The organism is Actinophytocola sp. (genome assembly GCF_036002505.1).
GTDB lineage: Bacteria > Actinomycetota > Actinomycetes > Mycobacteriales > Pseudonocardiaceae > DASYTH01.
On sequence record NZ_DASYTH010000318.1, the window covers coordinates 1 to 26,741 of the forward strand.

Annotated in this window: 30 protein-coding genes, 1 tRNA gene and 1 pseudogene; 19 read left to right on the forward strand and 13 right to left on the reverse strand. The window is 69.5% G+C overall.

What is annotated here, in order from left to right:
* The first annotated feature begins 397 nt into the window (after positions 1-397).
* The 6 genes and pseudogenes from VGR06_RS27675 to VGR06_RS27705 form a co-directional block, all read left to right on the forward strand.
* Positions 398-898, forward strand: coding sequence for a hypothetical protein (locus VGR06_RS27675; protein ID WP_327562071.1), 501 nt, complete (start codon positions 398-400; stop codon positions 896-898).
* A gap of 172 nt (positions 899-1,070) precedes the next feature.
* On the forward strand, positions 1,071-4,094 hold the full coding sequence (fdnG, locus tag VGR06_RS27685; protein ID WP_414637344.1) for a formate dehydrogenase-N subunit alpha: 3,024 nt from the start codon (positions 1,071-1,073) through the stop codon (positions 4,092-4,094).
* Entirely contained in the window at positions 4,094-4,927 is an 834-nt protein-coding gene (fdhE, locus tag VGR06_RS27690; RefSeq protein ID WP_327562074.1) for a formate dehydrogenase accessory protein FdhE, read from the forward strand. Before fdnG ends, fdhE begins: the two co-directional genes overlap by 1 nt.
* 1 nt (position 4,928) lies before the next feature.
* Positions 4,929-5,822 (forward strand): 4Fe-4S dicluster domain-containing protein, encoded by an 894-nt coding sequence (locus VGR06_RS27695; RefSeq protein WP_327562075.1) that lies wholly within the window; start codon positions 4,929-4,931, stop codon positions 5,820-5,822.
* Positions 5,822-6,769: an NrfD/PsrC family molybdoenzyme membrane anchor subunit gene (nrfD, locus tag VGR06_RS27700; RefSeq protein ID WP_327562076.1), complete on the forward strand. Its 948-nt coding sequence runs from the start codon at positions 5,822-5,824 to the stop codon at positions 6,767-6,769. The genes VGR06_RS27695 and nrfD overlap by 1 nt, the downstream gene beginning before the upstream one ends.
* 14 nt (positions 6,770-6,783) lie before the next feature.
* Positions 6,784-7,617, forward strand: a pseudogene (locus VGR06_RS27705) (Mrp/NBP35 family ATP-binding protein); the annotation flags it as partial.
* 76 nt (positions 7,618-7,693) lie between these two features.
* On the opposite strand, the gene VGR06_RS27710 reads toward VGR06_RS27705, so the two are convergent.
* Positions 7,694-8,149, reverse strand: a complete 456-nt coding sequence (locus VGR06_RS27710; protein WP_327562077.1) for a hypothetical protein — start codon at positions 8,147-8,149, stop codon at positions 7,694-7,696.
* 3 nt (positions 8,150-8,152) lie between these two features.
* Between VGR06_RS27710 and VGR06_RS27715 the strand changes: the two genes are divergently transcribed.
* Positions 8,153-8,338 carry a hypothetical protein gene (locus VGR06_RS27715; RefSeq protein WP_327562078.1) on the forward strand — a complete coding sequence of 62 codons (186 nt, stop codon included), beginning with the start codon at positions 8,153-8,155 and terminating at the stop codon, positions 8,336-8,338.
* Positions 8,339-8,409: 71 nt separating this feature from the next.
* Here VGR06_RS27715 and VGR06_RS27720 read toward each other — a convergent pair whose 3' ends face one another.
* From VGR06_RS27720 to VGR06_RS27735, 4 genes are all read right to left on the reverse strand, one after another.
* The gene (locus VGR06_RS27720; RefSeq protein WP_327562079.1) at positions 8,410-9,069 is read right to left on the reverse strand and encodes a helix-turn-helix transcriptional regulator; all 660 of its coding nucleotides are present in this window, start codon (positions 9,067-9,069) and stop codon (positions 8,410-8,412) included.
* Positions 9,070-9,079: 10 nt separating this feature from the next.
* The gene (locus tag VGR06_RS27725; RefSeq protein ID WP_327562080.1) at positions 9,080-9,880 is read right to left on the reverse strand and encodes a TIGR04255 family protein; all 801 of its coding nucleotides are present in this window, start codon (positions 9,878-9,880) and stop codon (positions 9,080-9,082) included.
* A gap of 252 nt (positions 9,881-10,132) precedes the next feature.
* On the reverse strand, positions 10,133-10,375 hold the full coding sequence (locus VGR06_RS27730; RefSeq protein ID WP_327562081.1) for a hypothetical protein: 243 nt from the start codon (positions 10,373-10,375) through the stop codon (positions 10,133-10,135).
* A gap of 380 nt (positions 10,376-10,755) precedes the next feature.
* Positions 10,756-11,241, reverse strand: coding sequence for a VOC family protein (locus VGR06_RS27735; protein WP_327562082.1), 486 nt, complete (start codon positions 11,239-11,241; stop codon positions 10,756-10,758).
* A gap of 303 nt (positions 11,242-11,544) precedes the next feature.
* On the opposite strand from VGR06_RS27735, the gene VGR06_RS27740 reads away from it, so the two are divergent.
* The 5 genes from VGR06_RS27740 to selD all read left to right on the forward strand — a co-directional run bounded on the left by VGR06_RS27740 (position 11,545) and on the right by selD (position 16,124).
* Complete coding sequence (locus tag VGR06_RS27740; protein WP_327562083.1) at positions 11,545-11,880, forward strand: hypothetical protein; 336 nt, start codon at positions 11,545-11,547, stop codon at positions 11,878-11,880.
* Between the two features lie 33 nt (positions 11,881-11,913).
* A tRNA-Sec gene (locus VGR06_RS27745) sits at positions 11,914-12,008 on the forward strand.
* 81 nt (positions 12,009-12,089) lie between these two features.
* Positions 12,090-13,367 carry an L-seryl-tRNA(Sec) selenium transferase gene (selA, locus tag VGR06_RS27750; RefSeq protein WP_327562084.1) on the forward strand — a complete coding sequence of 426 codons (1,278 nt, stop codon included), beginning with the start codon at positions 12,090-12,092 and terminating at the stop codon, positions 13,365-13,367.
* A gap of 1 nt (position 13,368) precedes the next feature.
* Positions 13,369-15,117 carry a selenocysteine-specific translation elongation factor gene (selB, locus tag VGR06_RS27755; RefSeq protein WP_327562085.1) on the forward strand — a complete coding sequence of 583 codons (1,749 nt, stop codon included), beginning with the start codon at positions 13,369-13,371 and terminating at the stop codon, positions 15,115-15,117.
* Positions 15,114-16,124, forward strand: a complete 1,011-nt coding sequence (gene selD / locus VGR06_RS27760) for a selenide, water dikinase SelD (RefSeq protein ID WP_327562086.1) — start codon at positions 15,114-15,116, stop codon at positions 16,122-16,124. Before selB ends, selD begins: the two co-directional genes overlap by 4 nt.
* On the opposite strand, the gene VGR06_RS27765 is transcribed toward selD, so the two are convergent.
* From VGR06_RS27765 to VGR06_RS27775, 3 genes are read right to left on the reverse strand one after another with little or no spacing between them, the layout of a single operon-like run.
* Positions 16,115-17,296 (reverse strand): cysteine desulfurase family protein, encoded by a 1,182-nt coding sequence (locus tag VGR06_RS27765; RefSeq protein WP_327562087.1) that lies wholly within the window; start codon positions 17,294-17,296, stop codon positions 16,115-16,117. The genes selD and VGR06_RS27765 overlap by 10 nt on opposite strands.
* On the reverse strand, positions 17,293-18,567 hold the full coding sequence (locus VGR06_RS27770) for an MFS transporter (RefSeq protein WP_327562088.1): 1,275 nt from the start codon (positions 18,565-18,567) through the stop codon (positions 17,293-17,295). Before VGR06_RS27770 ends, VGR06_RS27765 begins: the two co-directional genes overlap by 4 nt.
* A complete protein-coding gene (locus tag VGR06_RS27775) occupies positions 18,564-19,919 on the reverse strand; it encodes a rhodanese-like domain-containing protein (RefSeq protein WP_327562089.1) in 1,356 nt (451 codons plus the stop codon). The genes VGR06_RS27770 and VGR06_RS27775 overlap by 4 nt, the downstream gene beginning before the upstream one ends.
* 35 nt (positions 19,920-19,954) lie before the next feature.
* Between VGR06_RS27775 and VGR06_RS27780 the strand changes: the two genes are divergently transcribed.
* Both VGR06_RS27780 and VGR06_RS27785 read left to right on the forward strand, forming a co-directional pair.
* Positions 19,955-20,605: a metalloregulator ArsR/SmtB family transcription factor gene (locus VGR06_RS27780; RefSeq protein WP_327562090.1), complete on the forward strand. Its 651-nt coding sequence runs from the start codon at positions 19,955-19,957 to the stop codon at positions 20,603-20,605.
* A 44-nt stretch (positions 20,606-20,649) separates the two neighbouring features.
* On the forward strand, positions 20,650-20,820 hold the full coding sequence (locus VGR06_RS27785; RefSeq protein WP_327562091.1) for a hypothetical protein: 171 nt from the start codon (positions 20,650-20,652) through the stop codon (positions 20,818-20,820).
* 15 nt (positions 20,821-20,835) lie between these two features.
* Here VGR06_RS27785 and VGR06_RS27790 read toward each other — a convergent pair whose 3' ends face one another.
* From VGR06_RS27790 to VGR06_RS27810, 5 genes are all read right to left on the reverse strand, one after another.
* Positions 20,836-21,234, reverse strand: a complete 399-nt coding sequence (locus tag VGR06_RS27790) for an ester cyclase (RefSeq protein ID WP_327562092.1) — start codon at positions 21,232-21,234, stop codon at positions 20,836-20,838.
* Positions 21,235-21,282: 48 nt separating this feature from the next.
* Positions 21,283-21,813: a hypothetical protein gene (locus tag VGR06_RS27795; RefSeq protein ID WP_327562093.1), complete on the reverse strand. Its 531-nt coding sequence runs from the start codon at positions 21,811-21,813 to the stop codon at positions 21,283-21,285.
* Positions 21,810-22,106: a hypothetical protein gene (locus VGR06_RS27800; RefSeq protein ID WP_327562094.1), complete on the reverse strand. Its 297-nt coding sequence runs from the start codon at positions 22,104-22,106 to the stop codon at positions 21,810-21,812. The genes VGR06_RS27795 and VGR06_RS27800 overlap by 4 nt, the downstream gene beginning before the upstream one ends.
* Complete coding sequence (locus VGR06_RS27805; RefSeq protein ID WP_327562095.1) at positions 22,103-22,582, reverse strand: MerR family transcriptional regulator; 480 nt, start codon at positions 22,580-22,582, stop codon at positions 22,103-22,105. The genes VGR06_RS27800 and VGR06_RS27805 overlap by 4 nt, the downstream gene beginning before the upstream one ends.
* Positions 22,583-22,760: 178 nt before the next feature.
* On the reverse strand, positions 22,761-23,183 hold the full coding sequence (locus VGR06_RS27810) for a universal stress protein (RefSeq protein ID WP_327562096.1): 423 nt from the start codon (positions 23,181-23,183) through the stop codon (positions 22,761-22,763).
* A 164-nt stretch (positions 23,184-23,347) separates the two neighbouring features.
* On the opposite strand from VGR06_RS27810, the gene VGR06_RS27815 reads away from it, so the two are divergent.
* From VGR06_RS27815 to VGR06_RS27835, 5 genes are all read left to right on the forward strand, one after another.
* A complete protein-coding gene (locus tag VGR06_RS27815) occupies positions 23,348-24,547 on the forward strand; it encodes a cation:proton antiporter (protein ID WP_327562097.1) in 1,200 nt (399 codons plus the stop codon).
* Between the two features lie 164 nt (positions 24,548-24,711).
* A complete protein-coding gene (locus VGR06_RS27820; protein ID WP_327562098.1) occupies positions 24,712-24,855 on the forward strand; it encodes a hypothetical protein in 144 nt (47 codons plus the stop codon).
* A 27-nt stretch (positions 24,856-24,882) separates the two neighbouring features.
* Positions 24,883-25,578: an MIP/aquaporin family protein gene (locus VGR06_RS27825; RefSeq protein WP_327562099.1), complete on the forward strand. Its 696-nt coding sequence runs from the start codon at positions 24,883-24,885 to the stop codon at positions 25,576-25,578.
* 444 nt (positions 25,579-26,022) lie between these two features.
* Positions 26,023-26,247, forward strand: a complete 225-nt coding sequence (locus tag VGR06_RS27830; RefSeq protein WP_327562100.1) for a hypothetical protein — start codon at positions 26,023-26,025, stop codon at positions 26,245-26,247.
* Between the two features lie 11 nt (positions 26,248-26,258).
* Positions 26,259-26,741, forward strand: a 483-nt coding sequence (locus tag VGR06_RS27835) for a hypothetical protein (RefSeq protein WP_327562101.1), incomplete at its 3' end; no start/stop codon positions are given.

The window sequence follows — 26,741 nt, forward strand, 5'->3', positions numbered from 1 at the left end:
ACGGAAGTGCTTGATTTTCAAGCACTTCCGTCCCCAAACGGCGATCACACTACCGACACCGACCCGCGCCAGACCGACCGAAGATCACCTCGCTCGGTTCCCGGCCCCGTCAACTGCACCCGCAAAGGTCAACCAGCCCCACCCGGTCCCCAGCCCGTCTTTGCCACCCAGCCACCCCGAAACCGGCCACCTGCCAGTACAGGCCCGAGGGGACAAGCTGGCGCAGGCGCTTGCGCGAAGGTGAGACCTGGCCAGGCGGAGGTCACCGTGCACCACCGCGCCGGCGGCACGACCATCCCGTTCCGAAGCCGCCGCCTGCCACCCCCGCTGCCCACGGGGTAGCTCCCGGCGTGCGTGTCGTCCTCCGCCACGTTGTCCGCGGCGTAGGGTTCGGTGCGTGGTGGATGTCGCCTCGGACGAGGGCGCGGAGAGTTCGGTCAAGATCGGCGTTCGGCTCGGCGGGGCACCGGACGAGATCGGTGAGTGGCTCGCGGACGCGGCGGCCTTCGACGCGGGCGGCGCCGACGCGCTGTGGGTCGATTGTGGACCGGAGCCGGAGTGGGACGTCCTGGCGCTGGCGGCGGCGCTCGCGGTCGTCACGTTCCGGGCGCGCCTGGTGCTGGTGCCGCCGGAGGCTCCCGACAAGCGCACGGTCGACACGATCGGGCTGCTCAGCCGCGGGCGCCTGGTGCTGGCCGCCGACTTCCACGCCGCGGCTGAGCGCTGGGTCGCGGTGCCGGTGCCGGAGGGGAGGGCGGCCTGGCGGGCGGCGTGCGCGGAGGCGGCCGAGGGCGGGGCGCAATGGGTGGTGGTACCCGCCGATCCACGGGTGCTGGACATCCTGCGGAACCCGGACGATCCAGGTGATCGCCACGACCTCCAGCTTGCCCAGGGCTGAGGCACGGCGTCCCGGTCGGCGTTTTGAACACCCGCATTGCACTTGCCGAGCGGGAGATCGAGAATAAGATCGGTACACAGTATGCGCCACGGTCAGTAGCGGCACCGCGCCGGAGGGTGGGGTGACTGGCGCTACGCCATCGAGCCCGAAATGGGAGAGCAGGAGGCCGGCGGTGGAGGATCTTTCGCGGCGCCAGTTCCTCGGTCTGGGTGCGGCGGGCGCGGGTGTGCTGGGGGTTTCGACGCTTGGCTTCGACGTCAGCAAGGCCGCGCAGGTCAAGCAGCACCTGCGGATCGACGGGGCCACGGTCTCGCGCTCCGTCTGCCCGTACTGCGCGGTGGGATGCGCGCTGCTCGCCTACACGAAGAAGGACACCAGCGGCAAGGTCGAACTGCTGCAGATCGAGGGTGACCCGGACAGCCCGGTCAACGAGGGCACCCTGTGCCCGAAGGGGGCCAGTTCGCTGCAGCTCGCCATCTCCCGCCGGCGCGTGCCGGGCCCGCTGTACCGCGCGCCCGGGGCGTCCGAGTTCAAGCCCGCCACCTGGGACTTCGTGCTGAACAAGCTGGCCGAGAACATCAAGGCGTCGCGGGACCGCACGTTCATCACCCAGGACGCCAACGGGAACACGGTGAACCGCTGCGAGGGCATCGCCTTCGCCGGCGGGGCGGCGTTCAGCTCGGAGGAGGGCTACCTCGCCACCAAGCTGATGCGCGGCCTGGGGATTGTCCACTTAGAGCAACAGGCGCGTGTTTGACACGGTCCCACGGTGGTCAGTTTGGCCGCCACGTTTGGCCGAGGGGCCATGACCAACCATTGGCGCGACATCAGGCATGCCGACCTGATCCTGGTCAACGGGGCCAATCCCGCCGAGGCCCACCCGGTCGGCTTCCGCTGGCTCATGCGGGCCAAGCTGGACCGCGGCGCGAAGATCATCCACGCCGATCCGCGCTTCACCCGGACCTCCGCGGTGGCCGACACGCACCTGCGGATCCGCACCGGAACCGACGTCGCCTACTTCGGCGGGTTGATCAACTACGTCCTGGAGAACAACCTCTACCACAAGGAATACGTGGAGTGGGCGACCAACGCCGGCTTCGTGGTCACGGCGGACTACTCGTTCTCCGACGGCATGTTCAACGGGTTCAACCAGCAGACCGGCACGTACAACACCGCCGCCTGGGCCTATGTAATGGAGAACGGTCAGGCCAAGGTGGACATCGCGAACCCCCGCTCGGTGCTCAACCTGCTCCGTGAGCACTACAAGCGGTACACCCCGGAGATGGTCGAGCGGATCACCGGCATCCCGCGCGACCAGTTCCTGTCGGTGGCCAAGCTGGTCGGCGAGATGGGGCGCCCGGACAAGGTGATGACGATCGTCTACGCGGTCGGCCTCACCCACCACACGACCGGCGTGCAGCTCATCCGCTCGGCGGCGATCCTCCAGCTGCTGCTGGGAAACATGGGGCGTCCGGGCGGCGGCATGAACGCCGAGCGCGGTCACGCCAACATCCAGGGCAACACCGACCACGCGATCTCCTGGGACATCCTGCCCGGCTACCTGCGGATCCCCGCGCCGGGACAGAAGAACATCGCCGACCACCTCACGGCCAGCGCCAGCAAGAAGCTGCTCCCGAACGCGGTGAACTTCCTCGGCGAGAACTACCGCAAGTTCCTGGTGAGCCTGTTGAAGGCCTGGTATGGCGATGCGGCGACCCCGGCCAACGAGTTCGCCTTCGACTACCTGCCGAAGCCGGCGGCCAACGCGTCCTGGATCTCGATCTTCGACCAGGCGCTGCGCGGCAAGATGGAGGGCGTCATCCTGTCCGGGATGACGGCCACGAGCATCGGCCCCGACTCCAACCAGGTGCTCCAGGCGCTGTCCAACCTCAAGTGGCTCTGCGTCATGGATCCCTTCCGCACCACCAGCTCCGAGTTCTGGAACGCGCCGGGCATGGACCCGGCCAAGATCCAGACCGAGGTGTTCATGCTGCCCGCCACGCACTGGATCGAGAAGGACGGCTCGTTCACCAACAGCGGCCGCTGGGCGCAGTGGAAGGAGCAGGTGCTGCCGCCGGAAGGCGAGTCCCGGCACGACCACTGGGTGCTCGCGGAGCTCTTCGACCGGGTGAAGGGTTTCTACCAGCAGCAGGGCGGGAAGTTCCCCGACCCCGTGCTCCGGCTCACCCTGCCGTACCAGGATCCGCGCAAGCCCGAGCTCGACGAGATCGCCCAGGAGATCAACGGGAAGAGCCTCGCCACCGGTCAGCGGCTCGCGACCTTCGCCGACCTCAAGGACGACGGCTCCACGACCGCGGGCGACTGGATCTACACCGGCGCCTACCCGCAGAGCGGCAACCTGATGAAGCGCCGCGACGGCGTGCAGGACCAGGCCAAGAACGACCCGACCGGCATGGGGTTCTACCCGAACTGGGCGTGGGCGTGGCCGCTGAACCGGCGGGTGCTGTACAACCGCGCGTCGGCCGACCCGGCCGGGAACCCGTGGGACCCCAAGCGGGTCGGGATCAAGTGGGACGCCGCCGCGGGCAAGTGGGTGGGCGACGTGCCCGACTACCCGGGGACCGCCGCGCCCGGCCCGACCGCCCCGCTGCCGTTCATCATGACCGGGGAGGGCACCGGGCGGATCTTCAGCAACGGGGTGGCGGACGGGCCGTTCCCCGAGCACTACGAGCCGGTCGAGTCGCCGGTCCAGAACCCGCTGCACCCGCAGGTGTCGGCGACGCCCGCGGCCTTCCTGTACGACCAGAAGGCGGGCCGGCCGAACCGCTTCGGCACCGTGGCGGAATTCCCTTACGTGGCAACGTCCTACCGGCTCACCGAGCACGAGCACTACGTCACCCAGAACGTCGAGCACCTGGTGCAGCTGCAGCCGGAGGCGTTCGTCGAGGTGCCGGCCGAGCTCGCCAAGGAGAAGGGCATCGCGACCGGCGACCACGTCCGGGTCTCGTCCAAGCGGGGCAAGCTCGAGGTGCGCGCGGTGGTGACCAACCGCCTCGGTCCGTTGCAGATCGACGGGAAGAAGATCTACCAGATCGGCATCCCCATCCACTGGGGCTTCGTCGGCATCAACACCGGCCAGCACTGGCTCGCCAACGCGCTCACCCCGTTCGTCGGCGACGCCAGCGCGCGGACCCCCGAGTTCAAGGCGTTCCTCGTCAACATCGAGAAAATGTGATGGCCGCGCCGCGCGTCGAGACTACCCCGTGGGCGGCATCCCGCCGGCGGGCGGAGACCCTGTGCGAGCGGCACGACTTCGCGGCCGAGCCGCTGACGCTTTACCTTGCGCTGCTTGAGGTGTGGGAGGAGTCCTGGGACGCCGCCCGCGCGGATCAGCCGGATGACCTCGCCGCCTGGGCGGCGGACCGGGTGCTGCCGCAGGTGGTGGCGGCGACCAGGGAGTGCGGGCCGGATGCCCTGAAGGCCGCCTTCGGGACGTTGAATGCCCTGAAGGCGGCCTTCAGGGCATTGCTGGCCGCCTACCTGGCCGGCGAGGAACTCGTTGCCGTTGAGCGCTACCTGGCCCGGGCCACGCTGCGCGGCCCCCTGGCAGCCGTGGACGCCGAGCAGGCGTGCGCCGCCGATCCCGCGCCGCGCGGGGACCGGCGCTGCCCGCGGTGCGCAGGCCCGCCGCAGCTCAGCTTCCGCACCGACAGCGGCGACAACCTGGTCAGCGGGCACCGCAAGCTGCAGTGCGCCCGGTGCGGAGCGAGCTGGAGCTACTCCAGCAGCGCCTGCGCCTACTGCGGGGAGACCGCCGGCGCGAAGCGGACCGTCTACTCGGAACAGGGTCCGGGACCCCAGGTGGGCCGCGGTGCGGGCGGTGACGCGACGTTCCCGCACCTCCGGATCGAGGCGTGCGCGGGCTGCCAGCGGTATCTGATCGACGTCGATCTGGGCCGCGATCCCCGGGCGGTGCCGGAGGTCGACGAGCTGGCCGCGCTGCCGCTGGACCTTCATGCGGCCGAGCAAGGGCTTTCCAAGATCACACCCAACCTGATGGGGTTCTGAGATGGCCGAGATCACGCCTGGCCAGGCCTACGGGTTCTTCACCGATACGAGCGTGTGCATCGGCTGCAAGGCCTGCGAGGTGGCCTGCAAGCAGTGGAACGAGTTGGACGGCCACGATCCGATCTTCGGCGACGGCTACGACAACACCGGGAGCCTGGACTCGCAGAACTGGCGGCACGTCAAGTTCATCGACAACGTGCCGAACGAGACGATGGGCACCGGGGCCGGCAAGGCCTGGCTGATGATGTCCGACGTCTGCAAGCACTGCCAGCACGCGAGCTGCATGGAGGTCTGCCCGACCGGGGCGATCATCCGGACCGAGTTCGACAGCGTCTTCATCCAGCCCGACGTGTGCAACGGCTGCCGCGACTGCATCTCGGCGTGCCCGTACGGGGTGATCGGGCACAGCGAGGAAAAAGGCGTCGTGCAGAAGTGCACGCTCTGCTACGACCGGCTCCAGGGCGGCATGGAACCGGCCTGTGCCAAGGCGTGCCCGACCGAGTCCATCCAGTTCGGACCGCTCGACGAGCTGCGTCAGGCGGCACAACAGCGCGTGGACGCCCTGCATTCGCAGGGCGTGTCCCAGGCCCAACTGTACGGTGCGGACGATTCGGTCTACGGCGGACTCAACGCGTTCTTCCTGCTGATGGACAAGCCGGAGGCCTATCACCTGCCGAACGCCGAGAACGCCGTGCTGCCGTCGCGCAACAACCTCGGCGGCTACCTCGGCGCCGCGCTGACCGCCGTGCTGGCCGTGTTCGGCGGCCTGATCGCGTTCCGCCGGCGCCGCGAGCCGGCCGTCGAAACGCCTGCCGAGGTGCCGGCGGCTGCGCCGCCAGCCACCGTTGAATCCACTGTGGACGAGCCGGAACCCGAGGCAGGTGAGAAGGAATGATGTCGCTGGCTGAGCCGGCTCAGCATTTCGTTCGCGCGCCCGGCTGGACCTGGTACATCCTGTTCTACTTCTTCTTCGCCGGGCTCTCCGGCGGGACCTACGTCATCGCAACGCTGCTCCGCCTCCGGGGTGAGCCCACCGACGAGCCGGCGGCCCGGCTCGGCTGCTACGCCTCGTTCGCGACCCTGCTGGTGTGCCCGGTCATGCTGATCCTCGACCTCGGCTCGCCGCTGCGGTTCTGGCACATGCTGTGGAACACCACGCCGGGCGACACGGGCCCGATCTTCAAGTACTGGTCGCCGATGTCCGTCGGGGCCTGGGGCCTGCTGGTGTTCGGCGCCCTGGTCACCGTGTCCTTTGTGGACACGCTGGTGCGGGACGGGAAGCTCGGCTGGCTGGGCTGGGTCGCCCGGCTGCTGGACGGCGCGCTGGGCAAGGTGGTCATGATCGCCGGCGCGCTGTTCGGCCTGTTCGTCGCCGGCTACACCGGCGTGCTGCTGGCCGTGTCGAACCAGCCGGTGTGGAGCGACAGCTGGACGCTCGGCGGGCTGTTCCTCGCCTCCGGGATGTCCGGCTCGGTCGCGCTCCTGCTGTTCCTGCTGCGCTACCGTGCGCCCGCGGAGATCAGCGCCGGCCCGCTCACCGTGTCCGAGCGCCTCTACGCGGTCCTCGAGCTCGCCCTGGTCGTGATCTTCGCGATCACCCTGGTCCCGGCCGGGACGTTCGACCTCGCCTTCGGCTTCCCCTGGATACTCCTGTGGCTGGTCGCACTGGCCGGCCTCGCGCCCGGCATCGGCGGGCTGGTCACCTCCCGGCTCGCGGTTACCCCCGAAGGCATCACGGTGCCCGTCCACTCGGCCTCAGCGGTGCGGTCGGTCGCGGTCCCCGTCCTGATCCTGCTCGGCGTGCTGGCGCTGCGCGCGGCCGTGATCTTCAGCATCGAATGAGCCCGGCCCGGGAGATCCCGTTCGCCAGGCCGGAATCGCTGACCCGGGTGTACGCCGTCGCGAGCGGCAAGGGCGGGGTGGGCAAGTCGTCGGTGACCGTGAACCTGGCCGCGGCGCTGGCCGGGATGGGACGGAAGGTCGGCCTCATCGACGCGGACATCTACGGGCATTCGGTGCCCCGGATGCTCGCCGTGACCGGCACCCCCACCGAATCGCAGCGGATGATCGTGCCGCCCTCCGCGCACGGCATCAAGGTCATCTCGATCGGCCTGCTCACCGCCGGCAACGCACCGGTCGTCCTGCGCGGCCCGATGCTGCACCGCGTCCTCGAGCAGTTCCTCGCCGACGTGTACTGGGGCGACCTCGACGTGCTGCTGCTGGATCTGCCGCCCGGCACCGGCGACATCGCGCTCTCCCTCGCCGAGTTGGTGCCCGCGTCGGAGCTCCTGGTCGTCACCACGCCCCAGCAGGCCGCGGCCGAGGTGGCCGAGCGGGCCGGCGCCATCGCCGTCCAGACCCACCAGCGCATCGTCGGTGTCCTCGAGAACATGTCCTGGCTGCCCTGCCCGCACTGCGGCCACCGCATCGACGTGTTCGGCTCCGGCGGCGGCCAGTCCGTGGCCGCGGCGCTCACCCGCACGCTGGGCACGCACGTCCCCCTCCTCGGCCAGATACCTCTGGACATCCGCCTCCGCGAGCAGAGCGACACCGGCGAGCCGCTCGTCCTCGCCGACCCGGCCACCCCCGCCGCCAAGGAACTCCGGGCCATCGCCGCGCAACTCGCCACCCGGGGACGCGGCCTGGCCGGACGTCCCCTGGGGCTCACCCCGGTCAAAGCCCGGAGTTGAACAGGTCGTTTCAACCGACAGGGTTAACTGGTGGAGGCGTTCAGCGCTGGGCCAGTGAGCCGATCACTGGTCCAGCCTAGCCAAGTTCCTTGGCCGCCCTGCGCATGGCCTTGCGAATGCTGCTCCGGTGTTGACGATTCTCTAGCAGATCCCGTCGCCGCACACCACTTCCGCCGTCATCGCACAACCACTTGTCCGCCTCGATCGTTGCGGCGGTGATGTCTACGCCACGTCCTTCGCGGATCGCGCACCACTCTTCAATACTGTCTGCTTCCTCATATTGAGCGCTAACTGCATCGTCGTATTTCCAAGTCGGCACGACGGCGCGGCTGTTGTGGTAGACCCACCGCTGTAGCAGCAGGTTCACGCCTAGCGGACTTAGACACGCGACACGTTTGTCGAGTTCCAATACATCAGGGCTAGCAAGGTACGGCGACGTAAATGATCCCGCGCGATGTGGATCGGCCGTATCGAGCAGGTCATGCAGAGGCATTATCCGGTAATTTCCCAGCCACTGCTTAGGATTGAGCAACCGATGAGGTATGACTTCGACTACAAGGAGCGTGTCGACAAGATTGATGCCATTGCTCCGCAATGCGCACGGGTGCTGGAGTACCATTACTGTCTTGCTTTCGGCGCCACTGAGGCCGTGAACCTCTGCGTCTTGAAAGACATCCCCCGTGAAAACTGGACGTACGGCCATAACTTCGGCCCTCGATAGAGGTACAGAGCGGCCCAGTCAGGACTAGACTCGGTCCCGGGGAACTCCAATGTCTCGTCGGGCACGTGTCACTATTCCTGCATCCGGAGGCCGAGATGGCCGTCTTCATCACGGAACGTCGTGAAGCTGGTCCGGTACCGCTCACGCCACTCAGGATCGAAATTTTGCAAGGTGTCCTCGGGTGAAAGGTGCCTAGTCACATACTCGAAGAACAACATCTGGTGACCGCTTGCCCAGAGATCTACCGGTGTGACAGGCGCACTCTCGATGATGCGCATCTCGAACCATGAGCCAATGTCATCCACGTAATAGTGGCTAGCAATGAAGTCGCACGCCGCAAGCAGGCTAGCAATCTTGCGCCGGTTGTCGCTCGACGCGCGTTCACCCTTGCGCCACTTCTGGATGGCGGGCACGCTTACCCCGACAAGTCGAGCGACGTCCCGCCATGCAAATCCCAGCTCGGCAAGCTCATTCAGTAGATCGACTACACTCTGTGTGCTTCGCCCTTGTGTGAGAACCTGCCACTCTTGCTCGTAAATTCGCTGATGGTTCTCGCCGATATCAACACTGAGTGTCTTGACCCGGCGGCGAAGGTCGTCGGCATCTTCGGTCAGCAATGTCGCCGCGGTGCGGGTAGCAGCAGGCACCGGCGCAAGCGCAACGCTGTCGCCGGCCGTGCCGGGGTCATCCTCCACAACCTCGCGGAACCAGTCATTCGATCTGCGCTGCACGCTACGTGGCCTAGTCATCGCGACGGAGCACCTCGTCCCTCAACCGATCCGTGATCATACCCTCGAACAAGGTTCGCACAGGCGTATGCAGAGCGTTACAGATAGATAGGAGCTTGTCGCTATCGTACTCGGGGACCTCCTCCGCAGGTGTCCAGAAGCTGTCCAGGTCCATCAGGAAGAACAGTCCATCGTCATCCGACCTGACCCGACGCAACAGTGAGCTCGGATCCAATGCATAGCCATCCCGGAGTCCGTACCGGAGAACGAGCATGTTGCTAGGTTGTGCCCCATATATCACGACGCCCTGCCACTGGTTAACCGGCAAGTCAATGGGCCGAGCCGAGCTGGGTCCGAGTAGCGATGGGTGCAGCCAGTCAGACCAGTCCACAGTTCCGGCGTTCGGAACACGGATTTCGTTGATGAAGCGCAGTCCGACGCGCTCCACGCCTACTACGGGAGCGACCTGCATCCGGGCCTCGAGGGCTCGCATCGAGAGCGTCCGGAACTCCTCCCATCCCGGATACCGGCTGGCTTCGATGACCATGGCCTCTTTGCGCACGGATACGGCGAGAGTGGTTTCGCGATTCACGTACCGAGGGAAGGTTTCGATGCTCACATCGGCTGGTGCAGTCGCGCCCGCAACGACTTGAACGTTGGTCAACTGGCCAGAGCGTTCGATGGGCAACAGATCGCCGAGAATTTTCTTGATCGTTCGACTCTCAGTCGGCGTCAGCGGGTCGGCTGAAGGATGTCGAACCTCGAGAGCCACCAACACGACCGGAGCATTCGGGTACACCTCGCGCTCGTCCATCGCAGTCGATGCTACCGGAACAACAACCGAAACAACAACCGAAGTCCTGCGTGTGAGGTTACGGTGTGTTACACAGAGTTAGACTTGCAGCTCGACATGGTGCCACCCCTCCGGCATCGGCGGTCCTGCGCCGCCCAATGCAGCCCCGACCCGGTCATCCCCGCGCCAAAGAACCTCTGGCCATCGCCGGACACTTCGCCACCCGGGGACGCCGCCTGGCCGGACGCCCGCTCGGCCTCACCCCGGGTCGGCTCATGACCGGTGGTGGCGGCTGCCATTCGCCGACGGGTTGGCCCCGGTACCGGCGGGCGACGCGCCGGCAGAGGTAGGCCAGGCTTCGGCCCAGCCTTCGTAGGGTTGCCGATTCCGCGCCAGCGCCTCGAACTCCGCGGCGAACGCGTCATTGCCGTCGGCCCTCTCAGCGGCGTTGAGGTGTGGTTCGACGTCGTGGGTCCACCGCAGGTAGCGGTAGCCGACGTGGTCCTGGTAGCTCATGTGTACCTCCTCCATTGGCGGGCTCGGGGCTCCCGCGCAGACCGGACACCAGGGCCGCTCCAGGACGGGATCGGATGGCGGCCAGCACGGCGAACCGCAGACGGCGACAGAGACCACGTGACCGGCCAGACCCAAATGGCGCGCGTACTCGCCGCCCAGCACCATGCGTGGCGCGCCCTCGGTGACGTGGTGACGCAGCGGGCGGAACACGCCCGGCCAACCGTCCATGTCAGACCGCCTCCAACATCCTCAGGCCGGTCAGGCCCGCGGGCGTGGCGCCGCCACCCCGGGCGTGTCTCGCGTCTGCGTAGTCATGTACTGCGCTGGCGTAGCCGTGATACGCGCTCGCGGAGCAGTTATGTGACGAGTTCGCAGTCGGCTTAGTCGGCGGGCTGCCAGAGTTCGATGCGGTTGCCCTCTGGATCCGTGACCCACCCGAATCTGCCGACGCCTTCGAGGTCTTGAGTCTCGGCCGCGACGTCGGCCCCGAGGTTGCGGAGCTGCGCCAGCATGGCGTCCAGGTCTCGGACCCGAAAGTTGAGCATGGTGTGCTGGGAGCGCGATCCGAAGTAGTCGGTGTCGGCCTCGAACGGCGCGAAAACGGTGCTGCCCGCCTGCTGGTGCCAGACACCATTCTCGTCGGCGTCGAGGCCGAGACTCTCTCGATACCAGGTGCTCAGGGCCGCCGGATCTGCCGCGCGGAGAAAGTATCCACCGATTCCGACCACACGTTCCATGAGCGTGATCTTGCCAGATCGGCAGTTCGTTTGCGCACGTGGGATAACCTTACGCGGAACAGATTGGTGATCATGCTCCGCCAAATCTGTGCCGGATGTTCCACCGTGCCAATTCGCTTGCAGACGCATGTGGTCGATGATCTCCGAGTCTGGCCCGCACTCAACAGCAAGCAGGCAAAGACCCGCTCCCGTCAGCGAAGTCCGACTGCCGTACCAGGGCCAACGAGACGACGCCAGCGGCCAACACGCCCGGGCCCCAGCCAGGTAGCATGCTGCTGTGCCAACGAGGGTGGAAGGCACGGGCGAACGGCGCCGGCTGGTGTTGCTGGCGGTGGTCACGACGGTCCTGGCCACCATCCATTTCGCCGATCACGTCGTCCGCGGCGAACTGGTCGTCGATCGAGGCCTCGATCCGGACTGGAACCACAGCGGGTGGCGTTCCAGCCCGAGGTCAACCCGTTCGACCTCAGCGTGGTCGTCGTGTACGGCGTGCTGCTCGCCGGCATCGTGCTCACCATCCGCGGCCGGGTCCTGGCCGGCTACTGGCTCGCCGCGAGCATTGTCCTCGCCGCGCTGGCCCTGTTCATCCACTTCTTCCACGGCGCGCAGTCCGAGACCCCGCACGTGATCATGCGCAGCTACGACGATCCCGCGCTCGGCATCCCGGCGCTGATCGTTCTCTTCGCCCTCCTCGCCGCACTCGCCTGCCTGGCCGGGTACGCCCTGCGGGTACTACTCAGGCGGCACCAACCCCCGGTCCGGAGTTGAACAGATCGTTTCGAACCGACAGGGTTAGCGGGTGGAGGCGTTCAGGGGCTGGTGCCCCTCCCGGTCTTCAAAACCGGTGTGGCCCGGAATCCGGGTCAGGCGGGTTCGATTCCCGTCCGCCTCCGCCACAGCTGCAGTATTTTCTGGGGGCCAAGCCCCCAGACCCCAGCCGGCGGGGCTCCGCCCCCCGGACCCCCCGGGGAGGCGACATGGACCGGCGTCGTGACGTGCCCCGCACCGACGCCGTGCTCGCCGATCCCCGGCTGGTGGAGGCCGTGGCGGTGCTGGGCCGGGCGACGGTGAAGGGCGTGGTCGCGGGGGCCCAGGAACGGGCCAGGCGCGGGGAGATCCCGCCGGACCGGGTGGCCGACGCGGCCGTGGCCGCGCTGCCGAGGCGGGCGACCACGCTCGCCCCGGTGATCAACGCGACCGGCGTCGTGCTGCACACGAACCTCGGCCGGGCCGCGCTGTCGGCCGCCGCGGTGGCGGCGCTCGGCGCGGCGGCGGGGCACACCGACGTCGAGTTCGACCTGGAGACCGGCAACCGGGCGCGGCGTGGGCGGGGCACGCTCGAGGCGCTGGCCGCCGCGGTGCCGGCGGCCGAGGCGGTGCACGTGGTCAACAACGGCGCGGCGGCGCTGGTGCTCGCGGCGACCGCGCTGGCGGCGGGGCGGGAGATCGTGGTCAGCCGCGGCGAGCTGATCGAGATCGGTGACGGGTTCCGGCTGCCGGACCTGCTCCAGTCCACCGGCGCGCGGCTGCGGGAGGTCGGCACCACCAACCGGACCTCGTTGCGGGACTACGAGCTCGCGATCCGCCCGGAGACCGCGTTCGTGCTCAAGGTGCACCCGTCCAACTTCGTCGTCCGGGGGTTCACCTCGGCCGTCCCGACCGCCGAACTGGCCAACCTGGGGGTTCCGGTGGTCGTCGACATCGGCTCCGGGTTGCTCGTCCCCGAACCGCTGCTACCCGACGAGCCGGACGCGACGACCGCGCTGCGCGACGGCGCCGCGCTGGTCACGGCGAGCGGCGACAAGCTGCTCGGCGGCCCTCAGGCCGGTCTGCTGCTCGGCCGCGCCGGCATCGTCGAGCGGCTCCGCCGGCATTCCCTGGCCCGGGCGCTGCGGGTGGACAAGCTCACCCTGGCCGCGCTGGAGGCCACGCTGCGCGGGCCGCAGACGCCCACCTGGCTGGCGTTGCACGCCGACCCCGGCGAGCTGCGGGCGCGGGCGCACCGGCTGAGCGACCGGCTCTGTGCGCACGGGATCACCGCCGAGGCCGTCGAGACGGCGAGCGTGGTGGGCGGTGGGGGAGCGCCCGAGGTCGAGCTGCCGTCCTGGGGCGTCGCGCTCGATCCGGTGCTCGCGAAGCCGTTGCGGGCCAGGTCTGTCGTCGGCCGGGTGGAGCGTGGCCGGCTGCTGCTCGATCTTCGTTGCGTTCCACCGGACCGGGACGACGACGTGTACAACGCCGTGCGGGAGGCGTGACATGTACGTCGTCGCCACCGCCGGACATGTCGACCACGGGAAGTCGACCCTCGTGCGCGCGCTGACCGGGATGGAGCCGGACCGGTGGGCGGAGGAGCGGCGCCGCGGGCTGACCATCGATCTGGGGTTCGCGTGGGCGGAGCTGCGGCCCGGCGTGACCGTGGCGTTCGTCGACGTGCCGGGGCACGAGCGGTTCGTGCCGAACATGCTCGCCGGCATCGGCCCGGTACCGGCCGCGCTGTTCGTGGTGGCCGCCGACGAGGGCTGGATGCCCCAGTCCGCCGAGCATCTCGCGGCGCTGGATGCCCTCGACGTCCGGCACGGGCTGTGCGTGATCACCCGCAGCGACCTCGCCGACCCGGTGCCGGCGACGGAGCAGGCCCGCGCCGAGATCGCGCGCAGCTCGCTCGGCGACGTCGAGGCGGTCGCGGTCAGCGCGCCGGCCGGCACCGGGATGGACGAGCTGCGCGCGGCGCTGACCCGGCTCCTCGGCCGGCTGCCCCGGCCGGACCTCGACGCGCCGGTGCGGCTCTGGATCGACCGGTCCTTCTCGATCAGGGGCAGCGGAACCGTGGTGACCGGCACGCTCGCCGCGGGCCGGCTGCGCGTCGGCGACGAGCTCGAGGTGGATGGTCAGACCGTCCACGTGCGCGGGCTCCAGTCCCTGGGGCAGCCGGTGTCCGAAGTGGACGCCGTGGCCCGGGTCGCGGTGAACCTGCGCGGCGTCGAGCGCCACGAGCTGCACCGCGGCGACGCCTTGCTGACGCCGCAACGGTTTCACCTCAGTGACGTGGTCGACGTGCGGGTGCACGGCGACCCGGCGGAAGCACTGCCGAGCAGCGTGATGCTGCACATCGGGTCGGCCGCGGTGTCCGCCCGCGTGCGCCCGGTCGGTGCCGACACCGCGCGGCTCACCCTCGCGCGCCCGCTGCCGCTGCGGATCGGTGACCGCGGCCTGCTGCGCAATCCCGGGGCGCACCACGTCAGCGGCGGCACCACGGTGCTGGACGTGGCACCGCCGGCGTTGACCCGGCGCGGGGCCGCGGCGGCCCGGGCGAAGATCCTCGACGAGCTGGACGGGCGCGCCGACGAGCGGTCCGAACTGCGCCGCCGGGGCATCGTCCGGCAACGGGACCTGCGCCGCATGGGTGTGCCCACGACGATCACCCCGGTGCACGACGACTGGCTCGTCGACGAGCGGTTGCTGGCGCAGCTGAAGGAAAAGCTGCGGGGTCTGGTGGCCGGCTGGTGCCGTGACCGTCCCCTTGAGCCGGGCCCGCCGGTCGACGTGGTCCGGCGGGCGCTGCGGCTGCCCGACCGGTCCCTGGTGCACGCGCTGGTGATGCCGCCGCTGGCGCTGCGCGACGGCCGCGTGGTTGAGCCCGGTCAGGCGTCGCTGCCGGCACCGGTGGCCCGGGCGGTCGAGAAGATCCGCGCCGAGCTCGCCGCGAATCCTTTTGCCGCGCCACAAACCGAGCGGCTCACCGCGCTCGGGCTCGGCCCGCGGGAGCTGGGTGCCGCGGTGCGCGCCGGGGCCCTGGTGCGCATCGCCGAGGGAGTGGTGCTGCTGCCGGACAGCATCCAGACCGCGGCGACCGCGCTCGGGGCCCTGCCCCAACCGTTCACCGTGAGCCAGGCGCGGCAGGCGCTCGACACGACCCGCCGGGTCACCGTGCCGCTGCTCGAACTGCTCGACCGGAAGGGCCTCACCCAACGCCTTCCCGACGACCGCCGGAGGATCAAACGATGACCGCGACCCAGGCCGTCCGACTCACCCAGTACGCGCACGGCGGCGGCTGCGCCTGCAAGATCCCACCCGGCGAACTGGAGGAGATGGTGCGCGTCCTGGCCGGCGCCGACCCGGTCCACTCGCCGCTGTGTGAGCTGCTCGTCGGGCTCGACACCGGCGACGACGCGGCCGTGGTGCGGATCGACAACGACCGGGCGCTGGTCATGACGACCGACTTCTTCACGCCCGTGGTCGACAACGCCTACGACTGGGGCCGGATCGCGGCCGCGAACGCGCTGTCCGATGTGTACGCCATGGGCGGTCAGCCCGTGGTCGCGGTCAACCTGCTGGGCTGGCCGCGCGAGGTGCTGCCGTTCGACCTCGCCGGCGAGGTGTTGCGCGGGGGAATGTCGGTCGCCCACGAGGCCGGCTGCCATCTCGCGGGCGGGCACAGCATCGACGACCCCGAACCGAAATACGGCCTCGCCGTCACCGGAATCGCCGACCCCGGCAAACTGATGCGCAACGACCTGGGACAAGCCGGGCAACCGCTCACGCTCACCAAACCACTCGGCATCGGCGTGCTGAACTCACGACACAAAGCAACCGGAGAAGTCTTCCCCGACGCGGTGGACACGATGACCCGCCTCAACCGGGATGCCGCGCGTGCCGCCATCGACGCCGGCATCCGCTGCGCCACCGACGTCACCGGCTTCGGCCTACTCGGACACCTCTACAAACTCGCCAAGGCAAGCGGCGTCAGCGCGATCGTGAACTCGGCCGCCGTCCCCTACCTGGAACCCGCCCGACCCGCCCTACGCGACGGCTACGTCAGCGGCGGCACCCGGCGAAATCTCCAATGGATATCGCCACACGCCGACCTGACGTCGATCAGCGAGGACGAAGCCCTCCTGCTCGCCGACGCCCAAACCTCAGGCGGCCTACTCCTCGCCGGCGAACTCCCCGGCCACCCCGTCATCGGCGAACTCATACCCCGCGGTGAACATGTTCTCATCGTTCAGCCCTGAGCGGCGATGGCCGCCGGCCCGACCTGGGACGCCGCGGCGGTCAGGGCCGCGACGGTGCGGTCGACGTCGGACTCGGTGCTCCACCGGCCAAGGGTGAGGCGCACCGCCGAGTAGGCCCGTTCCGGCGGTAGGCCCATGGCGGAGAGCACGGGTGAGGGGTGGTCGGTGCCTTCGTGGCAGGCCGATCCGGTGGAGCCGGCGATCTCGGGGGTGGCGGCGAGCAGGTCGCGTCCGGTGGTGCCGCTGATGCTGACATTGAGGGTGTTGGGCAGCCGGCGGGTGGGGTGGCCGTTGAGCTGTGTCCGGCCGGGCAGCAGTTCGGTGAGCCGGTGCTGCAGCAGATCCCGAAGTCCTTGCAGCGCCGGGGTTTCCTGGAGAGCCTGGTCGGCGAGTCGGGCGGCCTGGCCGAGGGCGACGATGAGCGCGACGTTCTCGGTGCCGGAACGGCGGCCGGCTTCCTGGCCGCCGCCGTAGGTGGTGGGTTCGAGCTCGAGTCCGGTGTGGACATAGAGCGCACCGATGCCCTTGGGCGCGTACATCTTGTGCCCGGCCACGGTGAGCAGGTCCGCCCCCAGCTCCCGCACCGATACCGGGATCTTGCCGGCGGTCTGGGCGGCGTCGGTGTGGAACAGGGCGCCCCGGGCGTGGGCGAGGTCGGCCAGCTCGCGGATGGGTTGGATGGTGCCGGTTTCACCGTTGGCGTGCATGATCGACACCAGCACGGTGTCGTCGGTGAGCGCCGCCTCGAGGTCGCCGGGGTGGACCAGGCCGTGCTGGTCGACCGGCAGGACGGTGACGCGGAAGCCGTGCAGCCGGTGCAACGCGTCCACGGTGGCCAGCACGGCGGGGTGCTCCGTGACCTGGGTGATCAGGTGGGTGCCGCGGTCGCGGTGGGCCAGGGCGGCGCCCCGGATGGCGAGGGTGTCGCCGTCGCATCCGCCGCCGGTGAACACGATCTCACCGGGTGCACAGGACAGCAGGTCGGCGACCGCCGTTCGGGCGGCGTCGACGGCGGCCCGGGCGTGCTGGCCGTAGGCGTGGCTGCTGGAGGGGTTGCCGAAGTGCTCGGTCAGGTAGGGCAGGCACGCCTCGACGACGCGGGGGTCGACCGGGGTGGTGGCATTGTGGTCGAGGTAGACCGGGCCACCGATCAGTCCATTGGGGACAGTCACGAGTTTCCCTCCTCCTGGTTTGGGGTATGGGTTTCATACATGCGCGCGGCCACCAGCACGCCGGAGGCGGCGGTGAGCGCGGCGACGATCCAGATGGCGCCGCGCAGGCCGAGCAGGTCGGCGGTGATCCCGGCCAGGAGTGCGCCGGCGGCGTACCCGCCGTCGCGCCACAGCCGGTAGACCCCGACCGCGCGGGCGCGCCAGGCGGGGTGGGCGACGTCACCGATCACCGCGAGGAGGGTGGGGTACACCATCGCGGTGCCGGCGCCGAGCAGGACGGCGGCGATGGCCCAGGTGGTGAAGGTGCTCGCGGCGGCGAAGACCGCGAGGGCGGCGGCTTGGGTGAGCATGCCGGCGGTGATGAGGTGTTTGCGGCCGACCCGGTCGGACAGGGGTCCGGTGGCCAGTTGCCCGAGACTCCAGACGGCGGGGTAGAGCGCGGCGAGCCCACCGATCTGCGCCAGCGGCATGCCGGTGGTGGTGAACAGGATCGGGAACAGGCCCCAGGCGAGGCCGTCGTTGAGGTTGTTGACCAGACCGGCCTGGCTGGCCGCCGACAGCGCAGGGTCGCGCAGGCTGGTTTGGCTGAACACTTCTCGGTTGCTCAGGTTCGCGTGCAAGTGATCATGCCGACCGTCCGCGCGGGCGCGGTGCGTGCCGGCTTCCAGCCGGGCGTGGTCGCGGGTTTCCCGGACCAGCAGGGCGGACAGGCCGACGCCGAGTGCGACATAGGCCAGGCCGAGCAGGAACGGTGCGGGGCGGAGTCCGTGGTGGGCGGCGAGGTAGCCGGTGGCCAGGGCGGTGGCGGCGAGGGCGAGGTAGCCGGCGGCCTCGTTGAGTCCCATGGCCAGCCCGCGGCGGGTGGGGCCGGCGAGGTCGATCTTCATGATCACGGTGGTGGACCAGGTCAGCCCTTGGTTGACGCCGAGCAGCACGTTCGCCGCGATCACCCAGCCCCAGTGCGGTGCCCAGATCAACAGGAGCGGTACCGGGAGCGCGACCAGCCACCCGGCGACCAGGACGGGTTTACGGCCGAACCGGTCCGACCAGGAGCCGGCCAGATAGTTGGTGGCCGCCTTGGTGAGGCCGAAGGCGAGGATGTAGGTCAGTGCGGCGGTGTAGGCGGTCAGGTGGAAGGTGCGCTCGGCCAGCAGCGGCAACACGGTGCGTTCCTGCCCCAGCGTTCCACCGACCAGCGCGTTGACCGCGACCAGCAGGCTGAACTGGGCGAGATTGGCACGGAGCCCCAACCGCACCGGGGTGGCCGTCACGGGCCGGTGTCCAGCGTGTGCCCGGTGGCCTGGGCCCAGTCGTCCGGGCCGCCCTGCAGGACGGTGAGATCGCGGTGTCCGGCACGTTCCAGCAGGCTGGCCGCGCCCATCGCACGTTCGCCGTGCCCGCACATCACCACCGGCCCGGCCGGCACGTCCGCGGTGTGGTCTGGGAGGTCACCGAGTTCGATGTGGACGGCGCCGGGCACGTGCCCAGCGGCGAACTCCGAGGATTGGCGGATGTCGAGGACCGGCGCGTCGCCGACCCGATCCGGTCGGACCAGCCGGGTTCCGGTGCTGGGGCATCCGGCCGCGGTCCACCCGGCGAGGCCGCCAGCCAGCTCACCCACCACGTTGTCGTAGCCGATCTTCCCGGCCTGCCAAGCGATGTCGACCGGGTCCTGGTCGGGGTCGCGCACGATGATCAGCGGCCGGTCGGGTGCGGCGAGCCAGCCCAGCCAGGTCGCGAACACCGGGCGCAGCGGGATCGACAACGCGCCGGGGACGTGGCCGGCTGCGAACGCCGGCACGGGGCGCACATCCACGAGCTCCGCACCGTCGGCCAGCAGCCTGCGCACCGCGGCCACATCCAGGGGCGGCAACGCGGGTGGTCCGTCCAGGAGGGCCGGTCCGCGGCGGTTGAGCTCGCCCAGCCGCAGGAAGTACGGCGGGAAACTGCCCACCGAGCCCAGCAACGCGGCCACGAACGCATCCTCGTTCCCGGCGCGCAGCAACGGGTTGGTGGCCTTCTCCCGGCCGATGGTGCTGGTCCGGCCGGCGCCGGGTGGGGCCGAGCAGAACGACCCGGCACCATGGGTCGGCCACACGGCGACCTCGTCCGGAAGCTCGGCGAGCCGGTGCAGCGAGGCGTACTGGGCGCGGGCCAGCGCTTCGGTCTGGTCCGGATCCACCAGGTCGGTACGCGCGGCGGCCCCCACGATCAGTGAGCCACCGGTGAACACACCCACCGCCCGCTGCCCGTCCAGGAGCAGGAACGACAGGTGCTCGTGGGTGTGCCCCGGAGTGGCCAGCGCCCGCAGCCGCAACCCACCAAGATCCACCTCATCGCCGTCCCGCAGCCCGCGATGGTCGAATGCGCGGTGCCCGGCCGCCGAGGCCAGCACCTGAGCACCCTCGCTGGCGGCAAGTTGATGGGCGCCGGAGAGGAAGTCGGCGTGCAGGTGCGTGTCGGCGGCGAACGCGACCCGCAGCCCCCGCCGCCGGGCAACTCGGTGAACGTCGCGGAGGTCGCGGCTGACGTCTACGGCCAGTGCTCGGCCGTCGCCGAGGTCGACCAGGTAGGCGGAGTTGCCCAACCCCTCGTCCACGAGCGGCACCAGATCTGCAGCCATGGTCTACACTATTCCATGGATGATTGGAGAATGCCATGGGTGACCGGGAAACGAAGACCGCGCTGTTCGACCAGTTCGCCCGCGTCGGCAAGGCCCTGGCCAGCGGCAAACGGCTGGAGCTGCTGGATCTGCTCGCCCAGGGCGAACGCACCGTCGATGCCCTCGCCCGGGCCGCGGACCTCGGACTCACCACAGCCTCGGCGCACCTGCAAACGCTCAAACAGGCCAACCTGGTGGCCACCCGCCGGGATGGCACCAAGATCTACTACCGGCTCGCCGGCACCGACGTGGCCGCCCTCTACGCACTGGTCCGGTCGGTCGCCCACGCCCACCTGCCCGACGTCGAGGCCGCCCGCACCGCCTACCTGGGCACGGACACCGAGTACGTCACCCGGGACGAACTGCTGCGCCGCGCCGACACCGGAACCCTCGTGCTGGACGTGCGCCCCCACGAGGAATACACCGCCGGACACATCCCCGGTGCGATCAGCGTGCCCCTCGACGAACTGCCCGAGCGGCTCGCCGGGCTCCCCGCCGACCAGGAGATCGTCGCCTACTGCCGCGGCGCCTACTGCGTGCTCGCCCACGACGCGGTCCGCCTCCTCACCGCGACCGGCCGACCGGCCCGCCGGCTGGCCGACGGCATGCTCGAATGGCGCCTGGCCGACCTCCCCGTCGCCACCTGACCGGGGTGCGATGAATGCCTCGTTCAGTGCGCTCAGCGCAGTGAATGAGGCATTCACCGCACTCCACTCCACCACCTAGAGGTGGCGGCTGGGGGCTGCTGATCGCCGCCCTCGTGGTGACCGCGGCCGCCGTCCTCGTCCCGCTGTGGCGATGGGTCTTCCAACCCGACGAGGCCGACCACGACACCAGCCCGCGCGTTCCGCAACGCCGATGACCGCGCCGGGCGCGGCTACCGCAGGCCCAGTTGCCGTAGGCGTTCGTGGGTGTCCTCCAGACCCCACGCGGAGCTGATCCGGCCGTCGCGGAAGCGGAAGAAGTAGACCTCGTCGATCCGCTGGAACCGGCGGCCGGTCGGCGGATGATCCAACCAGGTCCCCAGATGCGTGCCCGAGCACCGGAACCTGCCCGCCACGGTGTCGGCCTCGGCGATCAACTCGACCACATCCATGTGTACGTCCGGGAAGGACTCCCGAAACGGAGCGATCCACTGCCGAGCCCGAGGCGCCAGGGCAGCCTCGTACAGCTCGTCGATCACGTCCAACCGCCCGCTGTTGAGCACCTCCTGCACCAGCCGCACGACGATCGCCTTGTGCTGCGCGGATATCGAGTCGTTCCGTGACACGGTCATGTCGTCATGATGGTCCAGGCGCTTCGCCGGACTCCGCTCGTGGCGCCGTCAACCCACGCCCATGCGCCCGCCGGCCGGTGCCGACCCCGCCGGGCTGATGGAACGCCACAGCGCGACCGCGCCGGCCACGGTGACCAGCCGCAACAGCACGATCAACCCGGCCAGCACCACCAGCCCGGTCTGGTCCGCGGCGAGTTGCCGGCTGATCTCCGCCACATCGAGCACTCCGGCCGCGACCGTGAAGACGGTCACCACGCCGGCCGCCGGTCGGGCCGGTCGCCGCCACAGCCACACGGCCAGCCCCACCGAGACCACCGCCAAGCCAACCAGGGCCGCCGGGGACTCGAGCCGGATCCCCACCACCGTCTCGTCGCCCGCATCCTCCGCGGGTGGCCGCTCCTCACCAGGCTCGGCGCGCTCGCCCTCGGTGTGCTCGGTCGTCGCCGCCACGCCGCCCTCGGTGTGGGTCTCACCGCCGCGCTCGATCAGCACCCCGATGATCACCAGCGCCGCGCACACCACCAGCAGCAGCCCCACCGCTGCCGGTAGCGCCCGACGCCAGGCGCTCCGGCCGGTCACCGGGGCGCTCGTCGGGTTGGCCCGGGCATCCCGAGACTCACCACCCGGTCGGGCACCTGACACGCCTGCCGGCGGCGGCGCCGCAGCCACAACAGCGCGGCGCCACCCAGGGCGAGCACGGCCAGCGCCACCGACAGCCACTCGACCACCTCGAGCACCGCACCCAGCGAGGCGACGACCCCGATCCCGCTCAGCACGGCGATCAGCGGCACCGCGCAACACACGCCGCAGGCCACCACCGCCGCAACCCCCACCCGCGTCCAGCGCCGGTCCGGCCGGCCAGTCGGCGTCATCGCACCGCCTCCGGCACGCCGTTTCCCGCCGGTCGAGGCCGAACCAACTCCACCGACACCGAACCCGGCGGACCGGCCGACACGCACCCGCACCCCGGCCCGCACACCGCCACCGGCGCCGGACCACCCAATTCCTCGTGCACCACAGCCAAATGCCCAGCAAACGCCGACAGCTCGGCGATCCGCCGCTCCGCCTCGGCCATCCGCGCCGCCACCAGCGTCCGCAACCGCACGCGCACCTCCGCGCACACCCCCTGCTCCCACGCCCCGAGCAACTCCCGGATCTCGTCCAACGGCAACCCCAGGTGCTTGGCGGCCCCGATGAACTCCAGCCGGCCCACCGCCTCCTCCCCGTACACCCGATACCCCGCCCCGGTCCGCGCCGCCGCCAACAACCCCGCCTGCTCATAGAACCGCAACGTCGACGCCGGAACACCGGTCCGCCGCACCAACTCCGAAATCCGATACGTGCTCACACCCCCGACGCTAAACCTTCAACACGACTCGAAAGTCAACCTTGATGTCATGAAGGGACCCTTGCTGTCATTGAGCGTCCTGAAGGGACCCTTCAGGGCATCGGGCTGCGCCCCGCTGGTCCCGTCTGCCACCCCAGCCCCGGCTCAACCAACGCATCCAGTTCTGTCACCGGAGCCGTCAAGTAGCGATGAGCACCGAGCACTCCACGTGGCGGGCGACCTTCTCCGCGGTGGTGCCGATGAACCGGCCCCAGATCGCCGAATGTCCGCTGCGGCCCAGCACCAGCAGGTCCGCCCGGTGTGCGGTGACCGAATGCACCAATTCCTGGGCCGGGTGCCCGGCGCGGATCTCCGTCCGCAGCGGCATGCCATGTTCGTCGGCGGTCGCCATCGCCGCCGCGAGCCATTGCACGCACTGCTTCTCCTCGACGGCGCGTTCCTCGTCGACCTCGCCGACGGTGGCCGCGTAGTGCGGCAGGTGCGCCTCCACCGCGACCGCGATCAACTCGGCGCCGTGCACCCGGGCCAGTTCGAGCGCGACGTCGAGCGCCTGGCGTGCGCCCGGCGAGTCGTCGTAGGCCACCACGATCCGAGCGAACATCCCCCGAGTGTGCTCCCCGCCTTGACCCTTGGCCAACATCTGGTTCACTGGGTGGTGACGGCGATGGATCCCGCCGGAGCGCGATCAGCGTTCGAACCGCCCACCCCGGGCTGACGGCTCCTGGCCCAACTTGCCAGGAGCTTTCGCATGTCTGGAGGTGAGCGATGACCCCGCTCTACGTCGCCGCGGTTCTCGCCGTCGTCGTGCTGGTCGCCAGCATGTTCTCCGTCGAGCTCGGCCTCTCGGTGGCGATCATCGAGATCCTTGCCGGCGCCGTGGTCGGCAACACCCTGCACCTGTCCACTCCGGACTGGTTGGTGTTCCTGGCCGGCTTCGGCAGCGTGGTGCTCACCTTTCTCGCCGGCGCCGAGGTCGACCCGGCGCACATGCGTGCCACGTGGAAACCCAGCCTGCTCATCGGTTGCCTGTCGTTCCTGGTGCCGTTCGTCGGCGTGCTCTTCGCGTGCCGGTACGGGTTCGGCTGGGACTGGAAAGCCGCGCAGATCGGCGGGATCGCCCTGTCCACCACGTCGCTCGCGGTGGTGTACGCGGTGCTGGTGGAAACCGGGTTGAACGCCACCCACATCGGCAAACTGATCATGAGCTCGACGTTCATCACCGACCTCGGCACCGTGATCGCGCTGTCCGCGCTGTTCATCAGCCCCAGCTGGTGGCTGATCCCGTTCGCGGTGGTCTCCGTCGTGCTCATCGTGCTCATGCCCCGGCTGGAGGGCTGGTTCTTCGCCCGCTACGGCTCCCGGGTCATCGAACCGGAGATCAAGGGGGCCTTCGCCGCGCTACTGGTGCTGATGTGGTTGGGCGAGCAGGCCCACAGCCACGCCGTTCTCCCGGCATTCCTCTTGGGCCTGGCGGTCTCCCGCACCTTCGAACGTCACCGCGCCACCCAGCAACGGTTCCGTGTGGTCGCTTTCGCCCTGTTGACCCCCTTTTTCTTCCTGCGCTCCGGGATGAACGTCTCCCTGCCCCTCGTGGTCGCCAATCTCGGGCTGCTGGCCGCCCTCCTCGCGTTGAAGCTGGCCACCAAGTCGGTCGCCGTCTACCCGGTCGCCCGCAGACACGCCAAGCCGCACGCCATGTTCACCACCCTGCTCATGAGCACCGGGCTGACCTTCGGCACCATCTCGGCCACCTACGGCTACACCGCCGGGATCATCACCCAGGCCCAGTTCTCCGTCCTGGTCACCGTTGTCGTCCTCTCCGCGGTCATCCCCACCGCCATCGCCCAACGTTTCTACTCACCGGAGCCGGCCGCCGAGCCCCTCGAGCAGACCACTGGGAAGCCAGACCAGCACACCAGCAACCCCCGACAGCGCAATGCCTCCGAACCGCCGGACACGACGTGATCACCGTGGGCCACCCATGATCAGCTCGCCACGGCCAATTCCACCTGGCGCGGCTGGCCCATGATCGTCGGCGTCGGCGGCGCGTTCCTCCTCGGCATCCTCTTCCTCGCCGCCACCTGACATCGGCATGACCGACTGGGGGTTTTCCGCAGGCTTGGGCGAACATGAACGACTACATCAGCCGTACCTGTCTGTGGAAGAATCCCGGCGGGCTGAAGTTCTGGGTGAAGTATTACTACCCCGGACGCGCACCGGCACCGGACGGCGTGAACTCCTTCAGCCGCCTGGGCGGCAAGTCTGTCAAGTGACCCGACGTTTGTTTGAGGAGAAGGATATTGCGCAACTACCGGGCCTACTTCATCGAGCTGATCGGGACGTTCTTCCTTGTCTTCTCGGTCGCCGCGACCGGGCTCGTCCAGAACCAGTTCGCGCCGCTTGCCGTGGGCGCGACCATCATGGTGATGGTCTACGCCGGGGGCCACATCTCCGGCGGCCACTACAACCCCGCGGTGACGATGGCCGTGCTCGTTCGGCGCCGGATCACACTGCTGGACGCGGTCGCCTACTGGGTTGTTCAGGTCGTCGCGGGCCTGGCCGCCGCCGGCCTGGCGTACTGGATCCTGAACCCGGCAAGCGTCACCGCGCTCTCGCCGTCCGGCCGGGGCCTGGCGGCCGCGATCGTCGCGGAGGCGCTGTACACCTTCGCGTTGGCCTTCGTGGTGCTGAACGTGGCCACCAGCAAGGCCCATCCGAACAACTCCTTCTACGGTCTGGCCATCGGGTTCACCGTCGCGGCCGGAGCGTTCACCATCGGCGGGATCTCCGGGGGCGTCTTCAACCCGGCGGTCTCCCTCGGCGCCGCTGAGATCGGTCTGATCCACGGCGGTGCCCCTTGGCTCTACCTCGTGGTCCAACTCGCCGCCGGTGCCGCTGCCGGCCTTGCGTTCCTCGCGCTGAGCCCCGGCGAACTGACCGCGCCGCCGCCCGCGACCGACGAAGCGCAAGCCAGCACGCCGGCACCGTTCGCGTGACGAACGCGTCCTTCGTCACGCCTGGGGTGACCAAGGACGCTCAGTCGCATCACCTCCACACCTCTGGAGCACCTCGCGTCACTGCAAGCACATCAGAAACACCCGTCTCGACCCCCGATGTCGGATGATCGTGAAACACCCATGCGGGGGGTTTCTGGTTGGTTTCGAGCGGATCATGGCCGAGCTTGCCGCCATAAAGAAGCTCGTGCGGTAAGGGCCGTTTCAAGATCGTTTTGAGCAGCGGCTCAGGCGGCGGTACCAGGGCTGATGGCGTGCCGGTGGTGCTGGAACCCCCGCAGCAACCGAGTGTCCACTGTGGAGTGATTGCGACGAAAGCGTCCTTCCTCACGCTCAGCGTGAGGACGGCGTCCTTCGCCGCACGACTTCGGAGCCACTGGAGTACCTGGCGTCACCACAGTCCTATCAGCAACAGCATCCACCTAGGTGATCTTGAAACAGCCGTGGCGGTACGACGACGCGCTCAACGAGGCGATGTCCTCGTTCTCGGCGTGGTACCGCAACCTCTCCGATGATGAGAAAGCGGAGCAGGAGCAGCGCGCTCGCGATCCCTTCGAGGAGATTCGCCGCCGGACGACGCAGCGGCCACCCGTGGAGGACGACTGGGAGCCGCCGGCGAGCATCCTCAGGAAGGAACCGCCGCGCAGATGATCATCCGAATCATGGTGCTCCTTGCGTGCGCGGCACTGGCGGCCTGTGCGCAGAGCACCGGCGCCGGCTCGGCACCGACCTCGACGCCCCGGACGTCGAGGAGCCTGCCACCGGCGCCGCCCGGGGCGGTGGCGTGGTCGAAGCGCTTCTGCACGATCGTCAACGACGTTCAGCAGGGTGTCTGGAAGACACCGACCGGGCACGATGCCGACACACCTGACGAATTGAAACAGTGGTGGAGCGCTCATTACGCCGGCGCGCGGGATGCGCTGGCCACAGGGACACGGTTGCTGGCGGAGCTCGGTTCGGCGCCGGTCGCCGGAGGAGACGCGGCGATCCGAAAGCTCATCGACAAGTTCGACGCGGCGCGGCGGCTCGCCGAGGACGGCGAGGCGAGGATGGACGCGCTTCCGGCGGGCAGCATCGAGGCCGGCATCGGCGGAATCGACCAGTCCGCGTGGCCCACGATCGTGCGGGCGAGCGCCAACCCGTTC